We start from the raw sequence: 18793 nt of genomic DNA, 5'->3' as shown, positions 1-18793 counted from the left end.
GTCTCGGTGGTTGTGTGCGATGAAAACGCACTAACGGTGCGGGATCGAAGCCGGCGTATGGAGTACGAAGCCGTCGCCGACCTCGCGCCGGATCGCCGGGTGGCGTTGTTCGAACGGGACGCCGGCGTCGACGCCGTGCGCTCGGACGTGGCGGAAATCCTCGACCGCGTGGAGAGCGAGGGCGACGTTGCGCTGCGGGCGCTCGCCAGCGAGTTCGACGACGTCGAGGTCGGGAACCTGGACGTCACCGACGAGATGGAGCGCGCCGCTGACGCGGTGCCCGACGACGTGTACGACGCCATCGAGGACGCCGCGGCGAACATCCGGGCGTTCCACGAGGCCCAGTTGCCCGACGACTGGCGGGAGTCGTTCGCTGCGGGGCGGGAGCTGGGGCGGCGCTTCCGGCCCGTGCGGCGGGTGGGCGTGTACGCACCCGGCGGCACGGCAGCATACCCGTCGTCGGTGTTGATGGGGGTGATCCCGGCGGTAGTGGCGGGCGTCGAACAGGTGGCCGTGGCGACGCCGCCCGCCGAGACGATCAACCCCGTCACCCTGGCGGCGGCGCACGCCGCCGGCGCGGACCGCGTCTACCAGGTCGGGGGCGCGCAGGCCATCGGCGCGTTCGCGTACGGCACCGAGACGGTTGACACCGTCCAGACGGTCGTCGGCCCCGGCAACAAGTGGGTGACGGCGGCCAAAGCCGAGGTGCGGGGCGACGTGGAGATCGACTTCCTGGCGGGCCCCTCCGAGTTGCTCGTGGTCGCGGACGAAACCGCGGAGCCGGCGTTCGTCGCCGCCGACCTGCTCGCGCAGGCCGAACACGACCCGAACGCGAGCGTGGTTGCCGTCACCGACGACGAGGCGACCGCCGCCGCGATCACCGACGCGGTTGCGGCCCGCCTCGACGACCGCGAACGCGCCGACACCATTCGGGCCGCCCTCGACAACGAGGCCAGCGGCGTGTTCGTCGCGCGGTCGATGAGCGAGGCCGTGATGTTCGCCGAGGAGTACGCCGCCGAACACCTCTCGATCCAGGCCAGCGACGACGAGGCACTGCTGGACCGCATCGACAGCGCCGGCTCGGTGTTCCTCGGCGGGTACGCGCCCGTCGCCGCCGGCGATTACGCCGCCGGCACCAATCACGTGTTGCCCACCAACGGGACTGCACGGGTCACCGGCGGCCTGAGCGTCGACACGTTCCTGCGGTCGACGACGGTCCAGCGCCTCGACCGCGAGGGGCTGGCGGCGCTCCGGGAGACGGTGACCACGCTGGCCGACGCCGAGGGACTTGAGGGGCACGCGGCCAGCGTCGACGCTCGGTTCGAGGACGAGTAAACCGAACCGAACGCCTCCTTGCTCGCGTCCGGACTGGCACGTCGACCCGGACGCGGCGGACGATCTCCCTGTGCGCGCCTCGACGGCTCCACGGCCGACTTCTTCGTGCGAATCCACCCGAGAAGGCGGCGTGATCGACTACTGGGAGCCGTCGAGTTCGAACGCCACCTGCACTTCCGTCTGATACGTGCGCTCCTCGACGGCGCCGATTTCGACGCCCTGGTCGACGACTTCCGCCCACACCACGTTGTCGAGGGTGTCCTCCGCGCGGTCGATGGCGTCGTCGGCGGCGGCGGTGAAACTCTCCTCGCTGGTGCCGGTGAGCAGGACCTTCTTGAAGACCATATGACAGCATTCCGCTGGGGCCGGCATAAAACTATGCGCCGGCGGGCGTGCTACGCGACGCCAGCCAGGTACAGCGCCGCGTACGCGGCGACCGCGACCGTGACGGCTGCGAGCCCGGTGAGCGCGGCGGCGGGCACCGTGGGGCGTCGCCGATGTGGGATGGGAACGACGCCGATGGTGCCGACCGCGAGCACGCTGAACACGAACTGATAGGAGGTGTCGAGGGTTGGCGCGGGCACGGCGAGCACCGCCAGGCCGTATCCGGCGCCCGCGACCGCGCGGGCGGTGACAAACTCCCGGAGGCTGCGGTCGGCGATCGCGAGCGCGCCCAGTACACCCAGCCAGATGGCCGCGAGTTCGACCCCGAACGCGCCCACCACCTGCAGGGTGGGGTCGGCAGCGAGCGTCACGCGGTCGGCGAACACGGTGACGTCCAGGGGGGACAGCAGCGCCGGCGGGTCGCCGGTGAACAGATCACCGAACGGGTGGCTCACCAGACCGACGGCGGCGACCGCGAACAGGCGCCGCCCGCGGACGCCGATCCCCGATGCGACGGCGGCGAGGAACCACCCGGTGACCGCGAACACCGCAGCAACGACGGCCGCGGCCGGGCCGCTGGTGGCGAACACGGCGGCGACCAGCGCGCCCAAGCAGCCCGCGGCGAGCGCCCGGTGGGTGGGCGCGAGCGCGAACGCGGCCGCTGCCGGGAGCGTAATGACAACCGAGTGGGTCACGCCCCGGTGGGCGGTCGTCGACGCGCCCCAAAAGGAGTTGGCCGCGGCGAGGGGCTGGGTCGGATCGACGCCGACGACCCCGACCAGCGCGGCCACCATGTCGACGTCCGGGAGCGCGGCGAACAGCCCGGCGGCGACGGCCAACGCCAGCACACGGCGACGGGGCACGCCCGTTCGGCCGACGAACAGCGCCACCACGCCGAACGCCAGCATCGCGTGTCCAACGAACATGCCCGCGATACGCCGCCGCGGCGCATAAGCTGTGCCCCCGGAGCCGCCCAGCCGGCCGGGCGTGCGCCGCGATCACTCGTGGGCGGCGTCCCACTCCTCGGGCTTGCGGAAGTTCCCACAGCCGTTGCACTCGATGCGGCCCATCGAATCCATCGCGTTGTCGATGGACTCGCAGTTCGAGCAGTACCACCCCCAGCGGCGCTCGCGGTCCGGCGTGCGGTACACCACGAAAAACGGGCCGTCCTGGCCGGTCTCACCCTCGTCCGTGGCGACGTACAGCGGCTGGCTGTCCTCGCCCTCGACGGTCAGCATACCACCGCCTACCGCGGTCCCGCATTTATCGCTTTCCACCGGGTGTCAGTTCCGAAACCCCCTTTGCCGGCACCCACCTCCGTTCACCACTGTGTCGCCCGGTATCTATCACTACTCGGACCTAGAGAACGTCTACGACACGCCCGAACGAGCCGGCCGGCTGGCGGGACTGCTCGCGGGCCGCGACCCCGACGCGATCACCGCCGGGACCGGTGACAACACCGCGCCCGGGGTGCTGTCGCTTGTCACCGACGGCGAGCAGGCCATGGACCTCTACAGCGCCGTCGACCCGGACGTTGCCACGTTCGGCAACCACGACTTCGACTACGGGCCGTCGCGGACCGCGGCGGTGGTCGCGGACTCCCCACAGACGTGGGTGTCGGCCAACGTCTACCACGACGGCGACCGGGTTGCCGGCGTCGAGCCCTGGACGCTCGTCGAGCGCGACGGCACCACGCTCGGGTTCTTCGGCGTGCTCGATGCGGACACGCCCGCGCTCAACCCGATGGCGAGCGACCTCACCGTGACCGACCCGATCCAAGCGGCCACCGACGCCGAGGCGGCGCTCCGGGACGCCGGCGCGGAGTACGTGATCGCGCTCTCGCATCTCGGGCGCGGCGACGACGAACTCGCGGCCGCCACCACTGTTGACGCCGTGCTCGGCGGCCACATCGCCAGCGAGCGCGTCGAACGCCTCGACGGCACGCTGCTCACGCGCCCCGGCGCCGGCGGTGACGTGGTCTTCGAGATCGACATCGCGGCCGACACCGTGACCCGCCATCAGGTCGACAACGCGCCACGCCACGACGGCGTCACGGCCGCGCTCCGCGACCGACTAGCGGACGCCGGCCTCGACGCCGTCGTGGGACACGTCACACCCCCCATGGAGCGGACCGAGCGCACGCTCTTCGAGGGGGAGTCCCGTATCGGGAACTTCGTGGCCGACGCCTACCGGTGGGCCGCCGACGCCGACGTCGGCCTCCAGAACGCCGGCGGCGTCCGTGACGGGCCCGCCCTCGCGGGTGATGTGACCGTCGCGGACCTCGTCAGCGTCGTGCCGTTCGCGGAGCCCGTCAGCGTCGCCGAGCTCACCGGCAGGGAGCTCCTGGACGTGTTCCGGGCGGGCAACGGCAGCGGCGGTCTCGGGTTCGCCGAGCCGGACTGGTGGCACGCCCACGTCTCGGGTGCGACGCTCGAATGGCGCGACGGGGACGGCCTCGTGAGTGCGTCCGTCGGCGGCGACCCGGTCGACCCGGACGCCACGTACACGCTCGCGACCACCGACTACCTGTTTTACTCCGACGACGAGTTCCCCGCGCTCGACGCCGGCCACCGGATCGACCAGCTGGACACCCAACACGAGGTGTTGGCGTCGTACGCCCGCCAGGAGGGCATCAACCCGGAGACCGAGGGGCGCATCCGGTTCCACGCCGACGACTGACGCCCCCACGCCCCGCCTCCCGCGCGCCGACCGCCACCTAAAAGATGCGGGTGGACATCCGTACGCGCATGAGCGACGAGGACCTCCGCGGCACCGTCGAACAGGTCGGCAGAGGCTTCAACCTCGGCGAATACGAGGTCGAAGCCTACCTCACGGTGTTGCGCCACGGCGAACTCACCGCCAGCGACATCGCCGACCGCACGGACATCCCCCAGCCACGCGTCTACGACACCGTTCGGAGCCTCGGCGACCGCGGGCTCGTCGAGTTGCGCGAGTCACGCCCCATGAAGATCGTCGCGCTCAGCCCCGAGGACGCGTTCGCCGGGCTCCAGGAGGACTTCCAGGAGATGGTCGGCGCGCTCGAAGCCGAGTACACCCAGCCCGCCCGCAACACCGAAGCCGTCTCGCTGGTGAAATCCCGCTCGACGATCGTGCGGTACTTCGGCGACGTGATCGCGGAGGCCGACTTCGAGTTGGTGTGCTCGCTCACGCCGAGCCTGCTGGAGCGGTTCGCCGACGACCTCGCGGCCGCCGTCGACCGCGGCGTCAGCGTCGACGTGGTGGTCAGCCCGGCACGGAACGCTCCGAACCCCGACGCCTTCGACTACGCCGCCGCCACCACCGCCGCGCGCGGCCGCCGCGGCATCACCACGCCCGTCATCGCGGTCGCCGACGGCCGGTATTCGGTGTACGCCACCCAGGACGCCGTCCGCGACGACTCCGACCGCTACGGCGTGATCTTCGATCAGTCCGCGCTGGGGTTCCTGGTGTCGGGCTTCTTCGACACGGTGTTGTGGTCGACGGCCACCGAGTCGCTGTACGACCCCGCCACGGAGCTGTCGTTGCCCCGGACGTACGCCGCGATCCGGCGCTGCGTTCGGGACCTCCAGTCCGTCGACGAATCCGTCTACGCCACCGTCACCGGCCGGGACGTGCTCACGGGGGCCGACCGCAGGATCCAGGGGCGGATCGTCGAAACCAGGTTCGAGGAATCCGGGGAGGTCGCGACCATCATCGTCTACACCGAGAACGGCGACCGCGTCGAGGTCGGCGGCCGGGTGGCCGCCCTCGAAGACGTCGAAGCCCACGAGATCGCGGTCGCCCGGGACGCCCCGCCGGCGCTCTGAGCAGGCGGTTACGACTCCAGGGGGAACTCAGTGCGGCGGCCGTCCTCGGTTACCACGGCGTCCAGCAGCCGGGTTGGCGTCGCGTCGTAGGCCGGGTTTTCGACGGTGAACCCCGCCGGCGGCTCCCGGATCACCTCGCTTGTGTCCCGGAAGTCGTTCGTGAACTGGAAGCCGTCCGCGACGAGTTTGGCCGCCGACCCCGCCACCGTGACCGGGGTGCCGGCGTCCGCAGCCGCCGCCACGATCGGGTACGTCCCCACGCGGTTGTAGTAGGTGTCTGCCACGATGCAGTCCATCCCCAACAGCACGCGGTCACAGTCGTCGAGGACGTGGCCTGCGGCCCCGTCCACGATGAGCGTGGGGTCGACGCGGTCCAGTTGGGCGAGCGCGCGCACGGTCTTCCGGCCGAGGTGTCGGGGCCGGGCTTCGGTCACGAACACGTCGAGGTGCGCGCCGTCCTGTGCTGCGAGCTCGATCGCCTCCAGCACCGTCGACGAGTAGTCGTGCGTGAGCAGCGTCTGCCCGTCGGTGATGTGTTCGGCGGTCGCGGCGGCGGCGTCGTGTTTGCCCATGTTCACCCGCGCAACCACGTCGTCGATGGCGGCCGCGGTCACCTCCTGGGCCTCCGGGATCGACGCCGGGTCGGCGTCCCGAACCCGGGAGACGACCTCCCGCTGGGTCGTCACCAGCGAGGCGTGGGAGGGGTTCGCGCGCCGCAGCGCCGTGCTGTTGCGCTCCAGGGCGCGCACGTACGCCGCGACCGTCGGATAGTCGCTGTCCAGCAGCGCCTCCAGGGCTCGCGCCGCCTTCACCGCGACGACCGAGGAGGAGTGCGTGCGCATCTCCCGGATCTCCTCGGCGGTCTCGTCTATCATACGCGATGGTTCGCGTCGGTTCCGGCAAATGCTTTCCGGAGTCCCTGCCGGTTCCCACACGGGCTTTCCGTCTCGCGCCCCAACCCACTGGCATGGTTGCCGTCTCGTACTACTGCCCGCGGTGTGGCGCCGTCGCCGAGCTCGACCGGGACGCGTATCTCGCGGACAAATCCGTCACGCCGTTCCCGCTGGCGGGCTGGACGTACGCCACCCCCAGCGACGACTACGAGGCCGACGAGTGGGACGGCGTGGCGCTGTCGTGTGGCGACGCCGACCACGACGGTCTGGACTGGACTCACCCCCCACACGAGGCCGACAGCCACGACGACACGCCAGGCTGTGGGGAGGCCGTGTACCTGAACTTCGTGCGGTTCGAGGACGGCCAGGAGGTCGACGGAACACAGGAGTCACAGCCGGTCACGCTCGCCGATTCGCTGGAGCCGACGGGGCCACGTGGCCCCACCGGCCCGGGATTCTCCCGGTAGCTACCCCTTGACGTTGCAGACCGGATACGTGCGGACGACGGGGTCGCCCACGCCCAGGCCGGCTGACACATCGACCACGTCGTCGATGTCCTTGTAGACGCCGGGCGCTTCCTCCGCGATCGTCGCGCCTGAGGCCGCCTTCACGTGGATGTCGTCGTCGGCTTCGAGGGCGTCCTGCACGTCGCCGCCCTGGTACTCGTCTTTGGCCTGGGTGCGGCTCATCAGGCGGCCCGCGCCGTGGGCGGTCGAACCGAACGTCCGGCCCAACGACTGGCTGCCCCCACGCAGCACGTAGCTGCCCGCGCCCATCGACCCCGGAATGATGACCGGCTGGCCGACCTCCCGGTAGGCCGCCGGCACCTCCGGGTGGCCGGCGGGGAACGCGCGCGTCGCGCCCTTCCGGTGGACGAACAGCTCGCGCTCGACGCGCTCGCCGTCCCCAGCGAGGCTGTAGCCGTCCTCGGTCTCGACGACCGCGTGGGTTTCGCGCTTCGCGATGTTGTGGGACACGTCGTACAGCAGGTCCATCCCGAGGGCCTCCCAGTCGGGCGCGTCGAAGACATCGGCGAACGTCTCCCGGACGGCGTGGGTGATGAGCTGGCGGTTCACCCACGCGAAGTTGATGGCCGCGCACATCGCGCCGTAGTACGACGCGGCGAGCTCGGAGCCCGCGGGCGCGGCTGCGAGGTCCTTGTTCGGCAGCGACGCCAGGAAGTCGGGGTGCTCCTGTTCGATGCGGCGCAGGTAGTCCGAACAGATCTGGTGGCCCAGGCCGCGGGAGCCACAGTGGATCAACACGACGACCTGGTCCTCGGCGAGCCCGAACGCCGCGGCGGTGTCGTCGTCGTAGACGTCGGTGACGCGCTGGACTTCCAGGAAGTGGTTGCCCGACCCGAGCGACCCCATCTGGCTCGCGCCGCGGTCGCGGGCCTTCTTCGAGACGGCGTCCAGATCGGCGTCGAGCCGCTGCCCCTCGTCCTCGCAGTGGCGGCGGTCCGCGGGAACGGCGTACCCTTCTTCGACACACCAGTCGATGCCGCGTTCGAGGGCGGCGTCCAGGTCGGCGTGCGTGCCGTCGTGGACGCCGCCGCCGCCCAGCCCGCAGGGGACGGCGTCGTACAGCGCGTCCACGAGCGCCGCTTCGCGGCCCTTGACGTCGTCGTAGGTGAGCGTCGTGGTCAGCATGCGGACGCCGCAGTTGATGTCGAAGCCGACGCCGCCCGGCGAGATGCAGCCGTCCTCGGCGTCGAAGGCGGCGACGCCGCCGACGGGGAACCCGTAGCCCTGGTGGCCGTCGGGCATGCAGAGCGCTGGGGCGACGGCACCGGGCATGCCGGCGACGTTGCGGAGCTGGGTGAGCGTGTTGTCGGTGCTGATCTGCGCCAAGAGGCTGCGGTTGGCGAGCACGCGCGCCGGCACCGACTCGTCGCCGGTGTCCGCGAGCGCCCAGACGTCCGGCTCGACTTCGGTGAGCCGGTGGCCGTCGGCGTCGAAGGTGGACATGGCTGTTCGTCGGCCGCCCGCGCTGGAATACGTTTCGGCTACGACCCGGCGTCGTCGCCGCGGGCTGCCGGCTGCGGGGTGGCTGTCCGGTCGTCCCAGGCGTCGAGTACGCGATCGAGGGACAGCGGGCCGCCACCGGTGACGAACAGCGCCGACACCATGCCGAACAGCGTGACGTGGGCCAACACCGGGTCGTCCGGCAGGCCGAACAGGGTCGTCGTCAACACGAGGAACGCGGTGGCCGCGGTGGCCCGCGTGAACAGCCCGAGCACGAACAACACGCCGACCGCAAGCTCCGTGGCACCGGCGCCGAGCACCCAGAGGCCGGGATCAACGGGGACGACCGTCGTCAGCTCGTATTTCTCGACCACCGCGAGCGCCCGCCCGGGGTGTGCGAGTTTCTCCCAGAACCCGAGCAGCGCGAAGTTGAACCCGAGGCCGGCGCGGATCACGGTGGGTGCGTAGCGTTCGAAGGGCCGAATGAGGTCGTTGAACCGGTCGACGACCGGATGCAGCGGGTCGAGTCGCCCGTACAGCGATCCGTCGGCGGCCGCGACCCGCTGGAGCAGGTGGTCGGCGCTCGGGCGGCCGCTGCCCAGCAGCGCGATCCCCAGGAACCCGCCGATGTACTCGCTTGCGAGCACGAGTTCGGGGTGGACGACGAGCTCCGCGAGGTAGGCGGTCAGCCCGACGAGGGCGACGGCGCGGGTGGCCAGCCCGAACAACAGCAGGAACCCGATGGTGACCTGGAAGACGCGGGTCGGCGATTGGACCGCCGGCGAGATGAAATAGCCGGTGAACCCCGCCCCGATCAGTGGCAGCCCGACCGCCAGCCGGAGCATCCACGGCATGAACGTGTGGTAGCCCGCGAGGGCGTCCCGGAGCGCGTGGACGTCCGTGGCGGCCGGCTGGTAGCGGACTGCGACGACCAGGATCGTCACGACCGCGGCCGCGCCGGCCGCGACGATGGCGGCGTTCAGCGGCGTCGACAGCACGTCCACGAGGAACGCGATGGCGCGGTCCGTGGGCGCGCCGTCGGAGACGTACCTGACGTGACCCGGCGACGCGGGTGCGACTGGGGGCATGCTGTGTGGTCGTAGGCGCTCGACACGCAAAAGCCTCTCACACGTCGAAAACGACGTATGCGGCCCAGTCGTCGGGGTGCTCGCGAACGGCGTCGGGTGGCGTCCCCGCCTCGGCGTGGGTGGGGCCGCCGGGCGGCGTGAGCTGCATCTCCGAGTACGTCACCGCCTTGAGGTCGCGGGCGTGGACCGCGTCCAGTGGCACCCCTCGGGCTGACGCTGTGACGCGCCAGTCACCGCCGCCGGTGGGTTCATCGACGGTTGCGGCGTTGTCCACGGGCAACACGCCTTGCACGTCGCGCTCGTAGAGCAGCCGGGTGAGGTAATCGTACAGCGCCGCCTCCCGTGATTCCGCGCGCTCGGACACCGTGAGTTGCGCGCCGGTGGCCGGCACGTCGTCGTCGATCATCGCCGCCGCCATGCCGTCCGCGACCGCGCCGAACACGCCGCCGAGACTGTCGGCGGCCGCCGCCACGGCGATGTCGGCGGTGTGCTCGCGTAACGCGAACGTCACGCGCCGCCCCCGCCTGGTTCGATGGTATGCATTGGGTCTGCGAACGGCCAGGACGCCCGAAAGGATTTCGACGCCCCGGTTCCCCGTGCGGGACGGTGGAATTATAGTCGTCGCGACGCAACACTCTGGGGTGAGCGTCACGGTGGACAAACAGGTAGTGCCCCCGGGAAGCGGTGACTACCTTGAGGCGGCGTGGGCGCTGAAAGAACACATCCGGGAGCACGAGGGGCTCCTGAAACAACGCCGTGGGTTCTTCGCGAACGCCTATCGACGGGCCGCAGTGCACTGTTTTCTCGGCGGCGGTGACGACGAGCTGGTCGGGTTCGCGGCGGCGCGATCCGACGGCTACATCCTGTTTCTCGCGGTGGCGCCGGACTATCGCGGCGAGAACTTCGGCGAGCAACTCGTCGCGTCCGTCGCCGCCGACGCCGGCAAGGCCTCCTGTCACGCCCGCATGACCAACGAGAACGCCATCGGGTTCTACCGGAACCTCGGGTTCACCGTCGAGCGCGAGATCGAGGACTACTACGAGGACGGCACCGGCGCGTACTACCTCCGGCTGGGCGACCACGACCGCATCCGGGATCGCATCTCAGAGCTGCTGCGCGGCGGCCGATAGCTCAGTCCGCCCGCGTGGGCTGGGACTCCCGCACCGCAAACGACTGCTCGGGCACGCCACCGGCGTCGGGCTCCCCGATCCCGGTGACCGCGTGGAACACCGCAGTCGGGTCGTCGCTGACCCGCCAGCGCAGCCACGTTCGCGCAACGACGCTGAGCCGCCGCCGCAGCGTCAGCGTGGGCCGCTGTGAGAGCACGTCACAGTCCTGGGCGCGGATCAGGCGGTGCTGGTCGGCGTACATCACGGCCGCCGCGAGCACCGGGAACTGGCAGTCGGCGGGCAGGTGCTCGATGCCCGCGACGCCGTGGCGGTAGAGGCGCTCGGTGCGGTCGAGTTCGGCACGGATCGCGTCCCGGACCTGCGGGGTGGCCGATAGGGCGGCGATGTCGTCGTGGCTCGCGCCGTGGGCGGCCAGGGTCTGACTGGGCAGGTAGATGCGGTCGTAGTCGAGTACGTCCTCCCGGACGTCCCGCAGGAAGTTCGTGAGCTGGAACGCCTCCCCCAGCGACGCCGCGTGTGGACGCGCGCGCTCCGGTTCCGGGGCGTCCATGATGGACAGCATCATGTATCCGACCGCGACCGACGACCCACGGAGGTACTCCGCCAGGTCGTCGTGGCTCCGGTAGCGCGCGGTGTCGACGTCCTGTTGCATGGCGTCGATGAACGTGGTGACCTCCTCGCGGGGGATGTCGTGGTCCTCGCGGAGCGCGGCGAACGCCGCAAGCACGGGGTCGTCGGGGTCGCGATCACCGAGAGCGGCCGCCCGCACGTGTGCCAGGCGGCGGCGCTGTTCGTCGGGCGGCCCAGGTGCCTCGTCGTCGACGATCTCGTCGGTGAGCCGGAAGAACGCGTACAGGACGTACGTGGGGTAGCGGACGCGCTCGGGGAGGAACCGGGTGGCGATGTGGAACGTCCGACCGGTGCGGCGCTGGACTGCCTTGCTCCGTCGTAGGTGTTCCGGTGAGACCATGGATGACAGTGCGTGTGCGGCGTTGCCTGACGCGCAATACGACCTGTGTGGACCTACACTCGTTTCGCGCCTCAAACCGACACCCCATCAGTTTGGGTGCTTTAGGTGCGCTAGTACTCGTGGTACACTTCCCCGCAGCGCCGACATTCGATGCGGGTCGCGCCGAACCACGGATCGATCTTCTCAACCGGACCGTGACACTCCGGACACACCCCCATCCCCTTGTCGTCGGCCGCGCGCACCGACAGATCGAGCATCAGGTCCTCTAACTCCTCGATCTGCTCGCGTTGCTCCTCGACGACCGCCTCCAGCTCGTCGACGCGTTGCTCGTAGGCCGCCGCCGAATCGAGATCGACGACGACGTCCTCACTGCGCTCCGTGGCCTCGCTGGCTTCCGATTCGGCGTCCGTCTCCGTGTGGTCTTGGGTGTCGGTCGCCTCCGCCGCCTGCTCTCCCGAGTTGTCGGCGTCTTCGCTCACAGCTAGTGGTAGGCGCTCGCCCGTTTCAAACACGGACCAAACTGGTGGCCCCTCGGCGTGGCGTCGTTCACACCAACTGGCGCATGTACACCCCAACGCCAACCACGACGATCGCGAACCCGACGTTCAGCGCGCCCGGCACCCGCTGGCCCCGCGAGATCCGGACGAGTCCGAACGCCGCGATGGCGACGGCAACCATCACATGCACCGCGACGACGAGATCCTGCTTCTCCATACCGCCGCTTCGACCGGCGGCGTCTTCAACGATGTGCCAAACCATCACCCCGCGCCGTCGACCGACGGGGCCGTCGTCTCGATGGCGCGGCGCAGGTGGCGCTGGGTAACGACCAGCCCGCTGGCGTCGGTGGCGTCGAACTCCGTCTCGCGGAGGTGGTCCTCCATCGCCAACAGCGCACCCTCGCGGACGACACCCGCGATGTCGCTGCCCGTGTAGCCGGTCGTGGCGGCGGCCAGCGCGGTGGTGTCGATGCGTCCGGTCGCCACGCCGTCGAGTTGCACCTCGAAGATCGCGGCCCGGGCGTCCTGGTCCGGGATCGGAACCGCGACCTGGGTTTCGATCCGCCCCGGGCGAAGCAGCGCAGGGTCCACCGACTCCCGACGGTTCGTCGCCGCCAACACCGCAACCGAACCGCGGGGCGACAGCCCGTCTAGCTCGGTCAGCAGCTGGGAGACGACGCGCTCGGACGCCCCCGTGTCGGTGTCGTGGCGGGCCGGCGCGAGCGAATCAACCTCGTCGAGGAACACCACGGCGGGCGCGAGCCGCCGCGCGCGCTCGAACAGGTCCCGAACGCCGCGCTCGCTCTCGCCCACGTAGCGGTTCATCAACTCCGGGCCGTCGACGGACAGGAAGTTCGCGTCCGTGGACGCCGCCACGGCCTTCGCGAGCATCGTTTTCCCGGTTCCGGGCGGCCCGTGTAACAACACGCCGGTCGGCGCGGCCGCGTCCAAGCGCTCGAACAACGCCGGATACCGCTGGGGCCACTCGACGGTCCGCACCACCTCGCGTTTCGCGCGGTCGAGCCCGCCGATGTCCTGGTAGGTGGTCGTCGGCGTCTGCACCGACGCGTCGCGGAGCGTGGACGGACCCACGGCGTCCAGGGCGGCTTCGAGGTCGCGCTGGCGGATCACCGGCGGGCCGGCCGCGCTGCCGGCAGCCCTGGTCGCGGCGTCGACGAGTACGGCGGTCAGGTCCGCGCCGGTGTACCCGTGGGTTCGGTCGGCCACCGCGTCCAGCGACACCGCGTCGGCGAGCCGAACGCCGTCCGTGTGTACGTCGAGGATGGCGCGCCGAGCGGCCGGATCAGGCACGCCGACGCGCACCTCCGCGTCGAAACGCCCGCCCCGCCGGAGCGCCGGATCAACGGCGTCGGGATCGGTGGTCTCCCCGACCACCACGACTGTGTCGTGGCCCCGGACGCGGTCGAGCAGCCACCCGAGCGCCGACGGCGACCCGCGACCGCTGGCGCCGTCCGCCGTCGGGTCGGGGGCGGCCGCGGCCAGCGACTCCACGAACACCACGCAGCCCGGCTCGGCGTCCCGGGCGGCGTCCAACACCGCCGCCAGCGCGTCCCGGTCGCCGGCGTCCTCGGGGGCCACCGACTCGACCGCCAGGTCGGCGGCCGCCGCCACCGCACGCACGAGCGTTGTCTTCCCGGTGCCTGCCGGCCCGTGGACGAGCACGCCGGCCGGCGGCCGCACGCCGATGGCGGCGTACGAATCGGCGACCAGCGGCGCGACGACGAGCCGCCGGAGCGCACCGCGTTCGTCGTCGAGCCCGCCGACCCTGGTGTCGGCCGGCGTCGCGTGCTCCGCGTCCGCGTGCCCGCTGTCGGCGGCGTGGCCCGTGAGCGTGATCGCCGTGTCGGCGGTGACGGTGACGGGACCGCCCGGCGTCGTGTCCTCGACGTCGAGAGTCACCACGACGGTGCCGCTGAACAGCGGCACGGCGATGCGGTCGTCCGCGACCAGGTGACGCCCGGCGAGCGCGCGTGCAAGCGCGTCGGCGTCGCCCTCCAGGGTCGACGACGTGGCCGGTGCCACGGTGAGCTCGGCTGCCGGACTGGGATCGGCGGGCGCAACCGTGACCGTGTCCGTCGGGCCGACGTTCCGCAGCACATCCGCGCCCGCGAGCCCGCTGCTGGCCGCGATGGCCGTGGTGTCGGGGCCGACAGTCGCAACGGTGTCCTCGCTGCCGGTGACGGTGACGGCGTCGCCCTCCGCCACCCCGATCTGCTGGCGGGTTTCGGCGGTGAAACTGAGCTGGCCCGGACCGACAGCCGGCGCGTCGGCTGTCCTGTCGGCGGCGTCTCTGAGGGTGACACGCACCCGCGTCATCCGCCTCCTGCCTCCGGTAGCACACCTACAGGTTGCCGCTCAATGCTAAAGCCCCATCCCCCATGTGTTTGGGTGTTCGAGCGTGCCGCGACATGTGGGAGTTTCTACCAAATTGATTGGGGGCTGTAGTTACCCACCCACGCCACCATCATCCACACGTCGGACGACGCCAACTCCACACCACTCATCCATGTTCACGGTCGAACAACAGGCCACAATCGACGCGCCGCCCGGCGACGTCTTTTCCTTCCTCGATGACCCTCGGAACCACGTCAAGATCACGCCCGGACTCATCACCGTCACGGATGTCGAAGCGCTTGCCAGTGGCGGCAAACGAGCCAAATACCGATACAAACTCGCCGGCGTCGAACTCGTCGGCACTGTCGAAGACATCGAACGCGTGCCCGAGCGCCGGCTCGTCCAGGAGCTGACGGGCGCCATCGACGGCACCATCACGTACCGGCTCTCCGGCGACGACACCACGTCGCTGACCTACGAGGCCGAGTACGACCTGCCGGACACGGTCATCGAATCGGTGCTGGCCCCGATCGCAAAAGCATACAACAAACGGGAAGCCGCCGCCACCGTCGACAACCTCACGACGTTCCTCGAACACTGACACGGATCCGCCACAGCCGGCGTGTGGCCCGCGTCACTCCTCGAAGAACGCGCCGACGAGCTTCTGCTTGGCAGCCTGCAGATGCTGGTGGTACGTCGACGGCACGATATCCATCGACTCCGCGAGCTGCTTGCCCTCCGCGCGCCGCGGCCACTCGAAGTAGCCGCTCACGTACGCCTTCTGGAGGGCGGTGAGCTGCCGGTCAGTCAGGTCGTTGCGCAACTCCTCGCGGAACCCATGCGGGGTCTGCTCGGGATCGTCCTCGTGGTACGCGACCAGCTCCACGTCGGCGTACTTGTCCCGCAACGTGCTCAACACCCGCCGCGCCGCCCCCTCGGTTCCGACCCGGACGTCGAGCTCCAGCGTCGTCCGGTCGGCGTGCATGCGGATGACCCGGCTCCCACACTCGGAGAGCACGTCCACCAGCGGCGAACTCGACAGATCGAACTGCACCACGCTCTCGTCGTCGGTCGAGACGATGACCTCGGCGTCCTGGACGGCGTCGTAGCCCAACGCGGTGTCGACGACCGCCTGGGGGTCGTCGTGTGGCGTTGTCACGAGCATGAGCACGCCCTGCGTCTGGCTGTCCGCGATCGTCGCCTCCTGCTCGAAGGTGGTGTCTGTCGCCCCCGCCAACTCAACCAGGAACAGCGCCGTATCGGACAGCTCGACGCCGATGTTCAACACGGTGTCCGTGGCGATGGTGCGCCGGGTCAACGCGTCGTTGATCGACGCGCCGGTCGTGCGGCCAAGCGAGCGCAACAACACCTGTTCGCGGTCGTCGATGCGGTGTTCGGCGGTCGACACGGCGAGCACGCCGTAGGTCGTCGACCGGTACGTGACCGGCACCAGCACGCACGCGTCGCCGTCGGCGGTCCCGGAGACGCCGTCGGCGTCCGTGCTCACGAGCGCTTCGCGCTGCTCGACGACGTCCTGAAGCAACGCGACGGCCTCGCCGGCGGACGCGAGATCGAAGACGTCGCCGTCGCATCCCTCACAGTCCCCCGCTGCCTCCGCGACCGTGATCGTGTCCTCGGTCGCGTCGTACCGCCCGAACCACGCGCCGGCGTACTCGCCGCCGGTGCCGATGCGGTCGGTGATCCGAGTTTCGATCTCCTCCCGGTCGGCCGCCCGCACTAACGCCGACGTGACATCGTTCATCAGGCCGTTCACGCGGTCCAGCAGTCGATCCAGGGACTGGCGTTCCCCCTGCAGCTCCTGTTGGGCAGCCATGCGCTCGGAGACGTCCATCTGGAACCCGACGTAGTGTGAGACGGTGCCGTCCTCGTCGTAGATCGGGCTGATGTCCACCTGGTTCCAGAACAGCGACCCGTCGCGGCGGTAGTTCCGCAACACGACCTGGGTGTCGTGGTCCTCGGTGATCGCGGTCCAGAACTCCGCCACGCGGTCCTCGTTGGTCTTCGGCCCCTGGAGGAAGCGGTGGTTCGCGCCCACGACCTCGTCGGGCGAATACCCCGTGATGTCCTCGAAGGAGTCGTTGATGTAGATGATCGGCTCTTCCGGGTCGGTGGCGTCCGAGATCGTGATCCCGATCGGGGCCTCGTCGAGGGCTTGCTCTTTGAGGCGGCGCTCGGACTCCACGGTCAGGTCGGAGATCGGCATCCGCGTCTCGGTGTCCTCGGAGTGGGCGGGCGCGCTCTGCTCGATGCGGTCGGCGATCGCCGCGGTCGCGTCCTCGGACACCGCCGGCACCAGCCCCGTCGCGTCGGCGTCGACGGCGCGCCGCGCAACGTCCTCGTCGACGGCTGTCGGCACGACCACGACCGGGAACTCCGCGTGGGTCTGTCGGACTGCTTCCAGGAACGCCACGCCGTCGAAGCCATCCGGTTCGTGGACGGCGACCACACAGTCGATGTCGGGATCGTCGACGCGATCGCGTGCGGCTACGAAATCACGAATCTGGGTCACGTCGAACCGGCCGTCCTCGTCGAGGTCACAGGCAGCCGGCCCCGTCTCCGGGTCGCTGCCCGCGAACAACACGCCGATCGTCGTCGCGCCGGCGGCGGTCTCGGACTCGGTGTTCTGGACGCTCGTCATGGGACGTACCAGATGCCGCGAGTGCGGTCAAGCCACCCGCCGACGACGACGTGCGGGAGCGCGATGATGCTCACGAAGATGCTCCAGAACGCGACCAAGCCCACGAGGATCCCACCACCACCCAGGGGCTGTGGGGACAGCAGCCAGAGCACGGCCGCCAGGCCGAACGTGGCGACGCTGCCGACGATGAGCACCGCCCACGAGGCAAGCGTGGCGCGCGCCGGGTCGTCGGCGTCCAGGGCGTCAAGCATGCCGGTGGCGTCTGCCTGCGTCATCGCCGTGTCGTCGACGGCCGACGATCGGGCCACCTGGCGGGCCGAGTACCACAGCGGGAAGTACAGCCCGACGGCGATGACCACCGGAACGAGCGCGAAGTACGCGATCAACAGCAGCGTCTCGGCGGCGTCGGCGAGGAACGACCCGGTGCCGGCCGCCCGCCGGTAGCCGAGCCCCAGGTGTGCGACCACGAGCGCCCCGTACCCGCCGCCGAGCACGAGCCGCCGGGTTGCGATGTCACCGCCGAGCGCCGACACGGCGCTGGGGTCGAAAATCGAGATCATGACCGAGCTGAACGCGTAGAACACGTCCGTCCAGAACAACATGGGAACCACCATCACCGCGCCGCCCCGGACGACGGCGGCGAGCCACCGCTGGGGGCGCGTGCGCAAATGGTCAGTTCCGTAGAGGGCGTCCATCGACTGCACGCCACCGAACCCACCTTTGGCGACGGCCACCGTGACTGCCAGCCCCAGTCCGGCGACGGGCGCGACGAAAAACAGCGCGCCGAACGCCGCGATCCCGACCAGGTAGGCGACGATATACTTGCCCTGGAAGGAGGCAGCCCGTCGCCGCAGGTTCTCGAAATGCTCGTAGCCGCCGTGCGGGAGGTTCATCGCGACCATACCCAACAGGTAGACGCCCGCCTGGACCTCCAGTGGGACCGCGAAGCCCGCGCCGTATCCGACCGCGAACGCGGCGGCAAGCGCGAGCAGTGACAGCCGCGACACGGTCAACGGGAGGTCGCCGGCTGCCTCCGGCACGAGCCACGACGGGACGAACTGCGACCTATTGCTCATATGAATACACACGTCACTACCGAGCATCAAAAAAGACCCAAGCTAGTGGGGTATCAGAACTGGAGAATATTTAAGGAACGGGAAGACACACCCGGGAGTAGTGCCGATCACCGACCTCCACTGTCCGCGGTGCGGATCCGACGTGAAGATGGGGCTCCCGATGGGTGCAACCGTGAAGTCCGTCACGGCTGCGTCACGACAGGAGCCGACCAGCGACACCCAGAAGGTGCGAACGGTTGAGTGCCGCAACGATCACGAGTTTTTCGTGCGCTTCGAGTGGTAACACGCGTGCACGCATCGACTTCACCGCGGGTGTTTCGACGCCAGCCGGCCGTTGAACCAGCAGGCAGCGGGCATTTCACAGCCGCTGTGGCCCACACACTCGGTGGGGTGCGCTATTTTGGTATGGTTTGGAATCCGCGTGTCGGCTCCGTGTCTGACGGTTCATCGGTCTAAATTCCGTCACGAGCGTACCATACTGATTGGGTCGTAGAGTTACACACATATCCTCGTTAGGTACTGTTGCATGTTGGAGTTATTGAGGGTGTCATAGAAGAGTTCTCATGGTTTGCTGAATCAGCTCTAACGAATTGAAAGCGCCGTACACTTGGTGCACGCTATTTTTAGCTTGTC

Annotated in this window: 20 protein-coding genes; 7 read left to right on the top strand and 13 right to left on the bottom strand. The window is 69.9% G+C overall.

All coding sequences use genetic code 11. The annotated features are described in order from the left end of the window. Nucleotides 1–57 precede the first annotated feature (57 nt). Nucleotides 58–1335 carry a histidinol dehydrogenase gene (gene hisD, locus APQ99_RS10375; RefSeq protein WP_010903049.1) on the top strand — a complete coding sequence of 426 codons (1278 nt, stop codon included), beginning with the start codon at nucleotides 58–60 and terminating at the stop codon, nucleotides 1333–1335. 138 nt (nucleotides 1336–1473) lie between these two features. Here hisD and APQ99_RS10370 read toward each other — a convergent pair whose 3' ends face one another. The 3 genes from APQ99_RS10370 to APQ99_RS10360 form a co-directional block, all read right to left on the bottom strand. Beyond that, complete coding sequence (locus tag APQ99_RS10370) at nucleotides 1474–1680, bottom strand: dodecin (protein WP_012289329.1); 207 nt, start codon at nucleotides 1678–1680, stop codon at nucleotides 1474–1476. 50 nt (nucleotides 1681–1730) lie between these two features. After that, complete coding sequence (locus tag APQ99_RS10365; protein WP_010903051.1) at nucleotides 1731–2645, bottom strand: metal-dependent hydrolase; 915 nt, start codon at nucleotides 2643–2645, stop codon at nucleotides 1731–1733. A gap of 72 nt (nucleotides 2646–2717) precedes the next feature. Then, nucleotides 2718–2957, bottom strand: a complete 240-nt coding sequence (locus APQ99_RS10360; protein WP_010903052.1) for a DUF5816 domain-containing protein — start codon at nucleotides 2955–2957, stop codon at nucleotides 2718–2720. Nucleotides 2958–3048: 91 nt separating this feature from the next. Between APQ99_RS10360 and APQ99_RS10355 the strand changes: the two genes are divergently transcribed. Beyond that, on the top strand, nucleotides 3049–4398 hold the full coding sequence (locus APQ99_RS10355; RefSeq protein ID WP_012289330.1) for a bifunctional metallophosphatase/5'-nucleotidase: 1350 nt from the start codon (nucleotides 3049–3051) through the stop codon (nucleotides 4396–4398). 68 nt (nucleotides 4399–4466) lie between these two features. Further along, nucleotides 4467–5525 carry an HTH-type sugar sensing transcriptional regulator TrmB gene (gene trmB, locus APQ99_RS10350; protein WP_049892507.1) on the top strand — a complete coding sequence of 353 codons (1059 nt, stop codon included), beginning with the start codon at nucleotides 4467–4469 and terminating at the stop codon, nucleotides 5523–5525. 8 nt (nucleotides 5526–5533) lie between these two features. On the opposite strand, the gene APQ99_RS10345 is transcribed toward trmB, so the two are convergent. Further along, entirely contained in the window at nucleotides 5534–6400 is an 867-nt protein-coding gene (locus APQ99_RS10345; RefSeq protein ID WP_010903055.1) for a translation initiation factor eIF-2B, read from the bottom strand. A 92-nt stretch (nucleotides 6401–6492) separates the two neighbouring features. Here APQ99_RS10345 and APQ99_RS10340 point away from each other — a divergent pair, with 92 nt between their 5' ends. Continuing rightward, a complete protein-coding gene (locus tag APQ99_RS10340; RefSeq protein ID WP_012289331.1) occupies nucleotides 6493–6885 on the top strand; it encodes a hypothetical protein in 393 nt (130 codons plus the stop codon). Here the strand turns inward: APQ99_RS10340 and APQ99_RS10335 are convergent, their stop codons facing one another. The 3 genes from APQ99_RS10335 to APQ99_RS10325 are packed head-to-tail and all read right to left on the bottom strand — an operon-like array spanning nucleotide 6886 to nucleotide 9984. After that, complete coding sequence (locus tag APQ99_RS10335; RefSeq protein WP_010903057.1) at nucleotides 6886–8388, bottom strand: RtcB family protein; 1503 nt, start codon at nucleotides 8386–8388, stop codon at nucleotides 6886–6888. A gap of 38 nt (nucleotides 8389–8426) precedes the next feature. Beyond that, nucleotides 8427–9473 carry a DoxX family protein gene (locus APQ99_RS10330; protein ID WP_010903058.1) on the bottom strand — a complete coding sequence of 349 codons (1047 nt, stop codon included), beginning with the start codon at nucleotides 9471–9473 and terminating at the stop codon, nucleotides 8427–8429. Between the two features lie 37 nt (nucleotides 9474–9510). Then, complete coding sequence (locus APQ99_RS10325) at nucleotides 9511–9984, bottom strand: archease (protein WP_012289332.1); 474 nt, start codon at nucleotides 9982–9984, stop codon at nucleotides 9511–9513. A gap of 130 nt (nucleotides 9985–10114) precedes the next feature. Between APQ99_RS10325 and APQ99_RS10320 the strand changes: the two genes are divergently transcribed. After that, nucleotides 10115–10603 (top strand): GNAT family N-acetyltransferase, encoded by a 489-nt coding sequence (locus APQ99_RS10320; RefSeq protein WP_049892508.1) that lies wholly within the window; start codon nucleotides 10115–10117, stop codon nucleotides 10601–10603. Nucleotide 10604: 1 nt separating this feature from the next. On the opposite strand, the gene APQ99_RS10315 is transcribed toward APQ99_RS10320, so the two are convergent. From APQ99_RS10315 to APQ99_RS10300, 4 genes are all read right to left on the bottom strand, one after another. After that, nucleotides 10605–11573, bottom strand: a complete 969-nt coding sequence (locus APQ99_RS10315; RefSeq protein ID WP_010903061.1) for a phytoene/squalene synthase family protein — start codon at nucleotides 11571–11573, stop codon at nucleotides 10605–10607. Nucleotides 11574–11683: 110 nt separating this feature from the next. Next, on the bottom strand, nucleotides 11684–12052 hold the full coding sequence (locus APQ99_RS10310) for a hypothetical protein (RefSeq protein WP_049892509.1): 369 nt from the start codon (nucleotides 12050–12052) through the stop codon (nucleotides 11684–11686). Nucleotides 12053–12119: 67 nt separating this feature from the next. After that, on the bottom strand, nucleotides 12120–12287 hold the full coding sequence (locus APQ99_RS10305) for a hypothetical protein (RefSeq protein WP_227970876.1): 168 nt from the start codon (nucleotides 12285–12287) through the stop codon (nucleotides 12120–12122). A 44-nt stretch (nucleotides 12288–12331) separates the two neighbouring features. Further along, on the bottom strand, nucleotides 12332–14407 hold the full coding sequence (locus tag APQ99_RS10300; RefSeq protein WP_010903064.1) for an AAA family ATPase: 2076 nt from the start codon (nucleotides 14405–14407) through the stop codon (nucleotides 12332–12334). A 190-nt stretch (nucleotides 14408–14597) separates the two neighbouring features. Between APQ99_RS10300 and APQ99_RS10295 the strand changes: the two genes are divergently transcribed. After that, complete coding sequence (locus APQ99_RS10295; protein WP_010903065.1) at nucleotides 14598–15026, top strand: SRPBCC family protein; 429 nt, start codon at nucleotides 14598–14600, stop codon at nucleotides 15024–15026. 33 nt (nucleotides 15027–15059) lie between these two features. Here APQ99_RS10295 and bat read toward each other — a convergent pair whose 3' ends face one another. Beyond that, a complete protein-coding gene (gene bat / locus APQ99_RS10290) occupies nucleotides 15060–17084 on the bottom strand; it encodes a bacterioopsin transcriptional activator Bat (protein WP_010903066.1) in 2025 nt (674 codons plus the stop codon). Next, the gene (locus tag APQ99_RS10285) at nucleotides 17081–18160 is read right to left on the bottom strand and encodes a Brp/Blh family beta-carotene 15,15'-dioxygenase (protein ID WP_012289335.1); all 1080 of its coding nucleotides are present in this window, start codon (nucleotides 18158–18160) and stop codon (nucleotides 17081–17083) included. The genes bat and APQ99_RS10285 overlap by 4 nt, the downstream gene beginning before the upstream one ends. 100 nt (nucleotides 18161–18260) lie before the next feature. On the opposite strand from APQ99_RS10285, the gene brz reads away from it, so the two are divergent. Then, the gene (gene brz, locus APQ99_RS10280; protein ID WP_012289336.1) at nucleotides 18261–18443 is read left to right on the top strand and encodes a bacteriorhodopsin-regulating transcriptional regulator Brz; all 183 of its coding nucleotides are present in this window, start codon (nucleotides 18261–18263) and stop codon (nucleotides 18441–18443) included. Nucleotides 18444–18793: the final 350 nt, after the last annotated feature.

Origin of the sequence: Halobacterium salinarum DSM 3754 (assembly GCF_008124605.1) — an archaeon.
Taxonomy (GTDB): domain Archaea; phylum Halobacteriota; class Halobacteria; order Halobacteriales; family Halobacteriaceae; genus Halobacterium; species Halobacterium salinarum.
Note: the sequence above shows the minus strand (reverse complement) of the source record. Positions and strands in the feature narration are given on the sequence as shown.

What these genes read in the sequence shown, in the direction of transcription:
- hisD (WP_010903049.1), top strand. Translation starts at nt 58, where the DNA reads ATGGAGTACGAAGCCGTCGCCGACCTCGCGCCGGATCGCCGGGTGGCG.
- APQ99_RS10370 (WP_012289329.1), bottom strand. Translation starts at nt 1,680, where the DNA reads ATGGTCTTCAAGAAGGTCCTGCTCACCGGCACCAGCGAGGAGAGTTTC.
- APQ99_RS10365 (WP_010903051.1), bottom strand. Translation starts at nt 2,645, where the DNA reads ATGTTCGTTGGACACGCGATGCTGGCGTTCGGCGTGGTGGCGCTGTTC.
- APQ99_RS10360 (WP_010903052.1), bottom strand. Translation starts at nt 2,957, where the DNA reads ATGCTGACCGTCGAGGGCGAGGACAGCCAGCCGCTGTACGTCGCCACG.
- trmB (WP_049892507.1), top strand. Translation starts at nt 4,467, where the DNA reads ATGAGCGACGAGGACCTCCGCGGCACCGTCGAACAGGTCGGCAGAGGC.
- APQ99_RS10345 (WP_010903055.1), bottom strand. Translation starts at nt 6,400, where the DNA reads ATGATAGACGAGACCGCCGAGGAGATCCGGGAGATGCGCACGCACTCC.
- APQ99_RS10340 (WP_012289331.1), top strand. Translation starts at nt 6,493, where the DNA reads ATGGTTGCCGTCTCGTACTACTGCCCGCGGTGTGGCGCCGTCGCCGAG.
- APQ99_RS10335 (WP_010903057.1), bottom strand. Translation starts at nt 8,388, where the DNA reads ATGTCCACCTTCGACGCCGACGGCCACCGGCTCACCGAAGTCGAGCCG.
- APQ99_RS10330 (WP_010903058.1), bottom strand. Translation starts at nt 9,473, where the DNA reads ATGCCCCCAGTCGCACCCGCGTCGCCGGGTCACGTCAGGTACGTCTCC.
- APQ99_RS10315 (WP_010903061.1), bottom strand. Translation starts at nt 11,573, where the DNA reads ATGGTCTCACCGGAACACCTACGACGGAGCAAGGCAGTCCAGCGCCGC.
- APQ99_RS10305 (WP_227970876.1), bottom strand. Translation starts at nt 12,287, where the DNA reads ATGGAGAAGCAGGATCTCGTCGTCGCGGTGCATGTGATGGTTGCCGTC.
- APQ99_RS10300 (WP_010903064.1), bottom strand. Translation starts at nt 14,407, where the DNA reads ATGACGCGGGTGCGTGTCACCCTCAGAGACGCCGCCGACAGGACAGCC.
- APQ99_RS10295 (WP_010903065.1), top strand. Translation starts at nt 14,598, where the DNA reads ATGTTCACGGTCGAACAACAGGCCACAATCGACGCGCCGCCCGGCGAC.
- bat (WP_010903066.1), bottom strand. Translation starts at nt 17,084, where the DNA reads ATGACGAGCGTCCAGAACACCGAGTCCGAGACCGCCGCCGGCGCGACG.
- APQ99_RS10285 (WP_012289335.1), bottom strand. Translation starts at nt 18,160, where the DNA reads ATGAGCAATAGGTCGCAGTTCGTCCCGTCGTGGCTCGTGCCGGAGGCA.